This window comes from Sphingomonas sp. CCH15-F11 (genome assembly GCF_001557005.1).
GTDB lineage: Bacteria > Pseudomonadota > Alphaproteobacteria > Sphingomonadales > Sphingomonadaceae > Sphingomonas.
Genome location: NZ_LSKG01000158.1, coordinates 1 through 9,220, shown reverse-complemented (window position 1 = coordinate 9,220; position 9,220 = coordinate 1). Strand labels below are relative to the sequence as shown.

General features: G+C 64.0%; 9 protein-coding genes. 1 reads left to right on the top strand and 8 read right to left on the bottom strand.

Going from position 1 to position 9,220, the window contains the following annotated elements; genetic code table 11:
• From AX709_RS15935 to copC, 3 genes are all read right to left on the bottom strand, one after another.
• The coding region (locus AX709_RS15935) for an NAD-dependent epimerase/dehydratase family protein (protein WP_156454300.1) at positions 1 to 913 on the bottom strand (913 nt) is incomplete at its 3' end.
• A 249-nt stretch (positions 914 to 1,162) separates the two neighbouring features.
• Positions 1,163 to 2,089 carry a copper homeostasis membrane protein CopD gene (gene copD / locus AX709_RS15930; protein ID WP_030541572.1) on the bottom strand — a complete coding sequence of 309 codons (927 nt, stop codon included), beginning with the start codon at positions 2,087 to 2,089 and terminating at the stop codon, positions 1,163 to 1,165.
• Positions 2,090 to 2,093: 4 nt separating this feature from the next.
• Complete coding sequence (gene copC / locus AX709_RS15925) at positions 2,094 to 2,462, bottom strand: copper homeostasis periplasmic binding protein CopC (RefSeq protein WP_030541571.1); 369 nt, start codon at positions 2,460 to 2,462, stop codon at positions 2,094 to 2,096.
• A 223-nt stretch (positions 2,463 to 2,685) separates the two neighbouring features.
• On the opposite strand from copC, the gene AX709_RS15920 reads away from it, so the two are divergent.
• Positions 2,686 to 3,669, top strand: a complete 984-nt coding sequence (locus tag AX709_RS15920; protein ID WP_231727554.1) for an NAD(P)/FAD-dependent oxidoreductase — start codon at positions 2,686 to 2,688, stop codon at positions 3,667 to 3,669.
• Between the two features lie 354 nt (positions 3,670 to 4,023).
• On the opposite strand, the gene AX709_RS15915 is transcribed toward AX709_RS15920, so the two are convergent.
• The 5 genes from AX709_RS15915 to AX709_RS15895 all read right to left on the bottom strand — a co-directional run bounded on the left by AX709_RS15915 (position 4,024) and on the right by AX709_RS15895 (position 9,173).
• Positions 4,024 to 4,749 carry a DUF2231 domain-containing protein gene (locus tag AX709_RS15915; protein WP_231727553.1) on the bottom strand — a complete coding sequence of 242 codons (726 nt, stop codon included), beginning with the start codon at positions 4,747 to 4,749 and terminating at the stop codon, positions 4,024 to 4,026.
• 178 nt (positions 4,750 to 4,927) lie between these two features.
• On the bottom strand, positions 4,928 to 5,377 hold the full coding sequence (locus AX709_RS15910; protein ID WP_066550812.1) for a DUF411 domain-containing protein: 450 nt from the start codon (positions 5,375 to 5,377) through the stop codon (positions 4,928 to 4,930).
• Positions 5,378 to 5,438: 61 nt separating this feature from the next.
• Positions 5,439 to 5,822 (bottom strand): DUF305 domain-containing protein, encoded by a 384-nt coding sequence (locus tag AX709_RS15905; RefSeq protein WP_030541567.1) that lies wholly within the window; start codon positions 5,820 to 5,822, stop codon positions 5,439 to 5,441.
• Between the two features lie 47 nt (positions 5,823 to 5,869).
• Positions 5,870 to 7,177 carry a copper resistance protein B gene (locus AX709_RS15900; RefSeq protein WP_066550807.1) on the bottom strand — a complete coding sequence of 436 codons (1,308 nt, stop codon included), beginning with the start codon at positions 7,175 to 7,177 and terminating at the stop codon, positions 5,870 to 5,872.
• Complete coding sequence (locus AX709_RS15895; protein ID WP_030541566.1) at positions 7,167 to 9,173, bottom strand: copper resistance system multicopper oxidase; 2,007 nt, start codon at positions 9,171 to 9,173, stop codon at positions 7,167 to 7,169. The genes AX709_RS15900 and AX709_RS15895 overlap by 11 nt, the downstream gene beginning before the upstream one ends.
• Positions 9,174 to 9,220 lie beyond the last annotated feature (47 nt).

Sequence of the window (9,220 nt, the reverse complement as noted above, 5' to 3'; positions counted from 1 at the left end):
AGGGCTGGATGAAGTCGTCGCTGCCGAGCGCTTCGTTCTGCAGGATGATCCCGGCTTTCGCGAGCGGCTGCGGAATCCGGATCGTCTTCCAGCCCTCGCCGTGGAGCGCCTCGCCGACGATGTCCTGGATCTCGGCATAGCCGGGTGCGTCGGGCTCGCCGATGAGCAGCGGCAGTTCTGACGGCAGTTCGTGCCGCCGATCGACCAGACGCAGCACGGCGTCAGCCAAGTCGTCGCGGTGCACCGATGACTGCGCCGCACACAGCATGCCGGGATAAAAATGCGAAATCAGGCGGTGCTCGTAAATCTGCGATATCTGCTGCGCGAGAAAAGCCGAGCGTCCGTCGTCGTCGTAAACTCCGGCGGCGCGCATATAAACGACGGGGATGTTTCCGTGGCGCTCATGCAGCAATGTCTCGGCGTCGACCTTGGACTGCGGATAGGCCCAGGACGCGCCGATCGGCGAGTCCTCGTTGATGCGCTCGTCGGGTGTGGGGGTCGGCTTATGAACGAGCATCGTGCTGGCGAAGACGAATTGTCCGACTTCGAACGATTGCAGCCCGTCAATCAGCCGGCGGGTGCCCTGCACGGTGACCTTGTCGTAGAGCGGATTGGGGTCACCCGTGATATCATAATAGGCGGCGAGGTGGATCACCGAGGCGATGCGGTTGCCGTACCGTGCGCGCACCTCGTCAAGCGCAACTCGGACCGCTTCGTCTGACCCGAGGTCTATGTCGATCGCCGCCGCGGGCGGCGGTGGGTCGGGAGGGCCGGCGCGATCAAGGCCGACGACCGTGTAGCGCTCGCCGAGCTGGGCAATCAGCGCTGCGGCGATAAAACCGCTCGCCCCCGTGATGAGGACGACTTCGCCACCCTGGCCGCTGCCGGCTTCACTGCGTTTGCCATCGGTCATGACTTTGCCACCCTTGTTCATTCATCTCTGAAAACACTGACAGGCCCACCCGGACCAACCCTCTCGCACGCCCAGCTTTGCAGCGCGACGCGGCCTTCCCGCAAGCGCCTGTGGGCGACTTAGGGCGTCGGACACGTAAGCTCAGTCCAAGCGGGGGGTGTCTTGGGAGGCGAGGGTTAAGCCGCGTAAGTGGGTAAAAGAAGGTGGAAGGCCTGAGCGGCGCTTGCGTGGACGGTTGGTCCATAGCGCTTACATGCCCGACGCGGGTGGCGCGAGGGTGCCTAGCCATGCCACGAGCGCCAGGATGCCGATCACGCAGGCTGTCTCGACCGCAAGGCTGACCCGCAGCGCCGTAAGCGCCCCGCCATGGTCGTTCATGGCAATCGAGCGCTCGAAGGCCGGCGTGAGGCGGAACCGATTGAGCGAAGCGAGCCCCAGCATCGCTGCGAACAAAACCAGCTTGGCGAGCAGCAGCAGGCCGTAGAGCGTCGTCCCCAAGGCCGCGAAATTGGCTGGCCCGACGAGCAGCCAACTATTGATCAAACCAGTTACCACCAGGGTAACAACAACGAGCGTACCAACGGAGCCAAACCCGTGCAGGGCGCGATGGGTCAGCCGAAGGTGCGCAGCATCGATCTCCTCGGCGCGGCGCGCCATCAGGAGAAGCAATCCGAACAGCGCCCCGACCCACAAACCGGCGGCAAGGAGATGGAGGATGTCCGCACCGAGGTGAAGCCATCCGGTGCTTCCCTCGTCCATGGCGCCGTGCCCGTTCCACGCGAGTGTCGCCAATGCCGCGGCGGCGGCAATCATGGCGATAGCCAGCCACGATGCTCTGCCTCGCGCCAGCAGGGCTGCACCGACGGCGATGACCAGCGCCACCATACGCACCTTCCAGGCGGTGCCAACCGGTGGCCCCCCGAGCAGCGCGGCCACCGCTGCCTGGTCGATCGGCCAGAATGCAGAACCGGCCATCGCCGAGGCCATAAGGATCAGGCCAACGGCTGAGAGCAGCAACCCGAGCGCTGCGCTTGCCGTGAGCCAAGGCCGCAGCGCGATGGCATCATCGCGCTCGCCAAGACGAAGACCATAGAGGCTGAAGGCCGACAGGCCGAACAGCGCCGCCAGGACCAGGTATAACGCCAAGCGGATGGCGACGGTCGGCCAGTCGAGCATTCGCTCACTTCACCGTGAAGTTGTAGCTGCCGGTGATTTTGTGTGTATCGCTAGAGACGACCTGCCAGCCGACGCTGTAGCGCCCACGCGGGAGGCGCTGCTTCGGGGTGATGGTGAGCGTCCGGCCATCGGCGCCGACTGCGGCGCTGCTGGGCATTTTCATGGCCGCCATGCCCGGCATCGCTGCCATGGTAAGGTCGGCCTTGGAGAAAGCCGGCACGAGTTTCTCGCTGAACTGAAGGCTGATCTTCTCGGGGGTCGCGACGGCCGCGTTGGCGGCGGGGCTGGAGGACACCAGCTTCGGGTGCGCGTTCGCCACGCCGCCTGCGAAGAATAAGGCCGCGGCGGCAGTCGTGATGAACAAGCGACGCATCAGGGTAATCTCCATTTCGATTGGGTTCACCTGTATTACGCAGCCGGGCGGGTCACCCCTCACGATCTTTTTCGTGCCGACGCACCGCTCTCGATGAGGGGCCGGCGGTGGCGGCGCGTATTCAGAAGGGAGCATGGGGCGCTTTTCACCGCGTCTCCTCTCGAGACGAACTGTGGCCGCGGGCCTGGACGGGCGCATGCGCGGGGTAATGATGAGGTTGCGATTGACCGATCAAGGCTGGACGGGCGACCCCGAGGAGGTCATCGACTGTCTGATTGTGGGCGGCGGTCCAGCGGGCCTCATGACCGCGATCTATCTGTCGCGGTTTCTCAGGAGCTGCGTCGTCTACGACGCAGCGGCAGGGCGCGCCGCCACCATCCCGCGCTCGCACAACCTGCCAGGATTTCCCGGCGGCATTTCCGGCGTCACGTTTCTTGCGCGCCTGCAGGCTCAGCTGCACGAATATGGCGGTACGGTCCAGAGCGGCGAGATCGACGCAATCGTCGCGTCAGGCGACCACTTCTCGGCAAGCTGCGAACTTAACGTCCTGCGCGCGCGGACCGTTGTCCTCGCTACCGGTGTCGTCAATCAACGTCCAGAGATGCCCGATGCAATGCATGACATCGGCGTGGCGCGTGGTCTTCTCCGCTATTGCCCGATCTGCGATGGTTATGAGGCCCGGCGGATGAACGTGGCGGTGCTCGGCTGCGATGGCCATGGCGCTGAAGAAGCCGAATTCCTGCGAGCTTATGGCGCCAAGGTCACACTTCTCGCCCAACGGTCGCTCGATCTCGGGCCGACCGAACTTGCCAAGTTGAACCAGCAGGGCATCGATGTCGCCCCCTCGCCTGTCGGGCAGCTGCGTCTTGGCGACTGTGTCGAGGTGCGGTTGGGCAATGGCTTGGAGCTACAATTCGACACGCTTTACCCCGCGCTCGGCTCGTCGCCTCGGACGCGGCTTGCGTCTTTGCTGGGGGCGCAGCTCAGCGGATCAGGCTGCGTTCTGACCGACGCCCACCAGCGAACCTCGGTTGCTGGCCTCTTCGCGGTCGGCGACGTGGTGGAAGGGCTCGATCAGATCAGCGTTGCAACCGGACAAGCAGCGGTCGCTGCGACCGCAATTCATAACCTGCTGCGCGACCGCGACAGCGGATTGTCATCCGCCATCGCCGGGCTCTGTCCCGCTCGGAGCGTACCGCCGACGTAGCGCGAGCCATTGGCGGTGCAACGAGCGAAAACCGCCAACCCAGCGCCGGTCGCCGGCTCGCTTGTCATCTTCTTTTCGCGCTATTCGTCTCCACACGACGATCGGCGACACGGCCTTTCTCCGTTTCGATGATCCCGCACCACGATCGCGTGGATCGCGCGCGAGTGCATCGCGACAGTGTGCTATTACCAGCGCCGGGGGTTGCTCGACACGCCCTAGCGGGGCCGGGCTCGCCGGCGGCATCCGACGGCTATGCTTGAAAAGGCCTACGGCACGAAGGTCGGCGCTGTCGCATTTCGTCGCATTCCTTTGAGCCGCGCCAACACGCGACCGCCTATCGAGCGTCGGGTCCACTCAGAACGCCAAGTGGTTTATTCCGCCATGCATGAAGGTTCCGCCGAGGAATCCCTGGATCGAGATCGCGAGCGTCATCAGGCCAAGCACCACCCAGTACAGTGTCCGCGACCGCTCGGGAACCTTGCGGTGGCGCGCCGCCATCCAAGCGAGCGCGACGCCGAAGACGGCTATGGCGGTGCCGAGCCAACGGTGGGTCATGAGGATCGGGTTGCGATCGGTCAGGTAAAATCCACCCGCAAACCAGCCGAGGAACGCGGCCACGATCGCGCCTAGCGCGCCGACTACCAACATGATGTGGGCGACATGCTGGTAATCGCGGTTGCGACGCCACAGGCCGAAAAGTTCGACGCCGAACGCGCCGATGAACAGCGCGATCGGAAAATGGATCACCATCGTGTGCACACGACCAAGCCAGCTGACCAGTCGCTGCCCAAACGTCTTGTTCTTGTTCGCGGTCTCCTCGTGCATGCCGCCCATGTCCATGTCGTCACCGGCGATGTCGCGGCCACCCATGTTCATGTCCGCGGTCGACATAGAGCCCATGCCCATATGGCCGTCGCCAGCGTCCGCTCCGTCTGCTTTCGGCGTCTCGGCTGTGCTGTTAGCGGCCGGCCCGGGACCGGCCCCAAGCGCATCGTGATCTTCGTGCGCCGATGCCGACGTGCTTACTGACATTGCAACAGCAAGGAGCAGAGCGAAGGCCCCGCCTCGTTTACCGCTCATCACCCAACCCCTTGAACCGTGTTGTTTCAATCCAGTTTACGCACGCCGCGCCTTCTTCCCTCACCTGCCCAGCTTCCTTTGTGAAACTTTCCGTCTGCTCTTCAAGACGGACTGGACGCCACAGCTACGCTGGCTGCGGCGACCGCGTCATGCCACTCCGCCAAAAAACATCGGCCGATCAGCTGCCGTGGCGGGCGAACAGGCGGCGGCCGCTGGGACCAAAGGCGACCACGTCATAGGCTTGCGCCTTGACGCCCGGCACTTCCATTCCTGGCGAGCCGAACGGCATGCCGCCGACCGCGAGGCCCCGTACGCCCTTGGGCCGGGTCGCGAGAACCCGCTTCATGTCGGCGATCGGCACGTGGCCCTCAAAAGCCATGCCATCGGCGATTGCGGTGTGGCAGGACGAGACGTCCGCGGGAACCCCTGCGCGCTTTTGCAGCGCCGAGCGGTTGGAATCATCGACGACGCGCACCTGGCGCCCGAGCTGCCGCTGCACCTGCGCCGCCCACTTGGCACAACAGCCGCAGCCGGGGTCGCGGTGCATGACGATCGGGGTAGCCGCGCTGGCGGCAACCGGAACCAACAAGGCTGCGGCAGTAAGCGCAAATCGCAACGCTGACTTCATGGAAAAATCTCCTTGGTCGTTCCTCCCGTCTCCTCGCTGGGGGCGGGAGGAACGAGGCTTATTACTGAGGACGCTTGCCCATCGACCGGAGCATCGCCTGGAGTTCACCGATGCTCTTGTTCTGCTCGGCAATCGATTTCTGGGCCATTTGCCGGGTCTTCGCATCGGGCGACTCCCGGAGAACGATCTGCGACATGGCGATCGCACCGCGGTGATGCTCGATCATCTTGCGGACCCACGTCTCGCTCGCATTAGCGCCCTTGGCCTTCATCATCTTTTCGTGCATCGCCATTTCGGCGGGCATGAAAGGCGTGTTCATGCCAGGCATGTTGTCGTGGTTCATGCCTTGCATTTTCGAATGGTCCATGCCCTGCATCTGCTGCTGAGCCAAAGCGGGGCTCGCCGACGTCGCGGCCAGAGCCAGAAGTGTTACTGTCTTGAACATCGACTTCTCCTTCTTGACCTCAGCCAACCCGACAAGACTAGTCGGCCTCAAAACCATGTGCGAATGCCCAGAACGAGGCTGGTGGATATCGCATCCTCGCCATCCTCGCGTGCAAAACGAGCAGAACGGCCCACTCTGCGCTCGTACGAAACACCTATATAGGGGGCGAACTCTCGCTTCACCTCGTAGCGCAGCCGCAAGCCAAGCTCGATATCCGACAAGCCCGAACCGATCCGGTCTGCCGGAACGTCCTGCGCCGCAAACTCAGCTTCGACACGAGGCTGGAGAATCAGCCGCTGGGTGATGCGCTGATCGTAATAGCCTTCAACGCGGCCCAGCACGTCTCCCTTGCTAGACAAGAACAGTGCGCCCTCGACATCGAAGAAACCCGGAGCCAGGCTCTCAAAACCGACTGTCGCGTAAACACGCGAGGGATTAGGCTTGAAGTCGTACCGGATCCCTGCCTGAAAATCGGTATAGGGTCCGATTGCCCGTGCGTAGAGCGCCTGCAGCTCCGCCCTTTCCAAGCTTCTCCCAAAGTTCCCTTCGCCCTCGGTTTTAAGAACCAGACGATTAACGTCGCCACCGTACCAGGCGCTGCCATCCCAACGATAAGCATCGCGACCATCCCGGATCTGGACTTCAGCCAGGTTGAATATGACCTGCGAGAAATTCTGCCCGCCGTGCATCGACCGCAGATGCTGCTGCGAATGCGCCATGGCAGCGGCAGAGTAGACCTGGTCCGCGGCACGATCCGTCGGAATGGGGGGCGGCGGAGCGGTGCCGGCCTGCAGGTTGGTGCCGATCATCGCCGCGCCCGTGCCTGAGGGCATGCTTCCCATGTCGTGTCCCGGCATGCCTTGCATCGCGCCCGAACTCTGGCCCATTCCCGGCATCGATCCATGGTCCATGCCTTGCCTGGTGCTTGGCTGGCCGGAGGCGGCACCGCCGGAGGCACTTGGCATGGCCGACATGTCGTGCGCGGTATTGGGGTTGGCTCCAGGCGTATTCATGCCCGGCATGGTCGTCATGTCATGACCGGCGTGAGGATCGGCAACGATCGTTGCAGGGGCCGGAGGCTTGGCGGGCTGATTCGCAGCGGGCTTGGCCCCCGATCCCGTTTTCGCGGGCGGTGTCGATCTAGCGGCGGGCTTTGGGGACGCTTTGCGCGCGACGGGCTTGGTCGCTGCGGGCTTCTTGGCGGCCGGCTTTTTAGCGGCCGGCTTTTTCACCGCTGGCGTATTTGACGGCGGCATCTTCATGCCCGGCATATTGGAATGGTCCATCTGCGCGGCCACCGGACTTGCGAGGCCAAGTGCCGCGCCGCCAGCGATCAAGAGGAACTTAGGCTGCATCGCGGTTCTCCTCGCCCATCGGGCGAACCGTCACGACACGCATCATCCCCGCGGTCATGTGATAAAGATTGTGGCAGTGGAACGCCCAGTCGCCGGGCGCATCGGCCGTTACGTCGAATGTCATCTTACCGCCGGGCGCCACATTCACCGTGTGCTTGCGAGGCGCGAAGTCGCCATGTCCGGTCACCAGCTCGAAGAAGTGGCCGTGCAAATGAATTGGGTGCGGCATCATCGTGTCATTGACCAGGGTGACGCGCGCGCGCTCGTCCTTGCGGAACGGGATGGGGTCGGCAGGGTCGCTCATCTTCTGGCCGTCAAAGCCCCACATGTAGCGCTCCATATTGCCCGTCAGGTGGATCTCCAACTGACGCGACGGGGCGCGAACGTCCGGGTTGCGGTCGAGCGCGACAAGATCGCGATAAGTGAGCACGCGATGATCCGCGTCCTCCAGCCCCTGCGGCGGCTCGCCCGTGCGGTCCTTCGGCATCGGCGAGATGGTCTGCACTCCCGGCCCCATCTTGACGCCGGGCGCGTTCTTGGGGTTGCGCATGTTCATGTCCATGCTGCCGCCTGACCCATGATCCATCCCGGCCATGCCGCCGCTGCTCATCTGACCATGGTCCATGCCCGCCATCCCGGCAGCGCCCGCCGCCATTTGGCTATGGTCCATCCCTGGCATAGCGCCGCTCATCTGGTCGCCCCCCATCCCAGCCATGCCGGCCATCGCAGCGCCTACCGCCTTCGTTCCGTGATCGGTGGGCTCTTTCCACCCGGTGAGCTTCCACAGGTTGCGCGAGGCATTCTGCATCAACGTGGGATCCGGCCCGCGCTTTGCGACCGGGTTCTCGTCCGCCATACCGGACATCCCCTCCATCCCGCTCATGTCCATGCCCATGTCGGTCATGGTCAGCAACGTGCGCGGGCGGAGCGGCGGGACCGGGGCGATCATGCCCTCGCGCGGGGCCAGTGTCGCGCGCCCCATGCCGGATCGGTCGATCGCCTCGGAAACGAAGCTGTAGGCGCGGTCCTCGGGCGTCACGATCACGTCGAAGGTTTCCGCGACGCCGATCTGGAATTCGTCCACGGTTACCGGCCGGACGTTCTGGCCGTCGGCCTGCACCACCGTCATCGGCAAGTCAGGGATGCGCACGTTGAAGTTGGTTTGCGCCGCAGCATTGACGATGCGCAGCCGAACCCGCTCGCCCGGTCGGAAGAGGCCCGTCCAGTTGTCGTAAGGGCCAAAGCCATTGACGAGGAAGGTGTAGGTCGACCCCGTAACATCCGCAATATCGGCCGGGTCCATGCGCATCTTGCCCCATTCCATCCGATCCTTGAGGCGCATCTCGCGGCCGGCGAGCAGCCCGCTCAGCGTCGGGCGCTGATAGTTGAAATAGGCGCCGCCCATCTGCTTGAGCTTGCGGAAAATTTCCTCGCCCGTCATTTCGCTATGGTCGGAGAGGACGATCACATGCTCGCGGTCGAACGCGATCGGGTCGGCACCGGCCGGATCAATCACGATGGGTCCGTAGAGCCCTGCCTGCTCCTGTTCGCCCGAATGGCTGTGATACCAGTAGGTGCCCGACTGCAAGATCGGGAATTCGTATACGAAGGTCGAACGCGCCTTGATGCCAGGGAAGCTGATGCCGGGCACGCCGTCCATTTGGAACGGCAGAATGAGCCCGTGCCAGTGAATCGAGCTATCCTCGTCGAGATTGTTGGTCACTGCGAGACGGACGTTCTGGCCCTCCTGGAGGCGGACGAGCGGTGCGGGCACGGTGCCGTTGACGCCGATTGCCGGCGTCGTGATCCCGTCCATGACGAGCTTCATCCTGTCGATCGTCAGCGCGATGTTTGTGCCCGACACGGTCGGCAGGGGCCTGGCGATGCCGCGCGACACAGGTTGCGCCCAAGCCGGCAGGTAGGCCGACATGGCCAGCGTGCCGCCAAGCATGGCGGTTCCGCGCATTACGTCGCGCCGGTTTAGATTGCGGCTCATGCCTTTCCTTCGCTCCAGTTCAATGCTTGCGGCCGGCGGCGGGGGGG

What these genes read in the sequence shown, in the direction of transcription:
- copD (WP_030541572.1), bottom strand. Translation starts at nt 2,089, where the DNA reads ATGCTCGACTGGCCGACCGTCGCCATCCGCTTGGCGTTATACCTGGTC.
- copC (WP_030541571.1), bottom strand. Translation starts at nt 2,462, where the DNA reads ATGCGTCGCTTGTTCATCACGACTGCCGCCGCGGCCTTATTCTTCGCA.
- AX709_RS15915 (WP_231727553.1), bottom strand. Translation starts at nt 4,749, where the DNA reads ATGAGCGGTAAACGAGGCGGGGCCTTCGCTCTGCTCCTTGCTGTTGCA.
- AX709_RS15910 (WP_066550812.1), bottom strand. Translation starts at nt 5,377, where the DNA reads ATGAAGTCAGCGTTGCGATTTGCGCTTACTGCCGCAGCCTTGTTGGTT.
- AX709_RS15905 (WP_030541567.1), bottom strand. Translation starts at nt 5,822, where the DNA reads ATGTTCAAGACAGTAACACTTCTGGCTCTGGCCGCGACGTCGGCGAGC.
- AX709_RS15900 (WP_066550807.1), bottom strand. Translation starts at nt 7,177, where the DNA reads ATGCAGCCTAAGTTCCTCTTGATCGCTGGCGGCGCGGCACTTGGCCTC.
- AX709_RS15895 (WP_030541566.1), bottom strand. Translation starts at nt 9,173, where the DNA reads ATGAGCCGCAATCTAAACCGGCGCGACGTAATGCGCGGAACCGCCATG.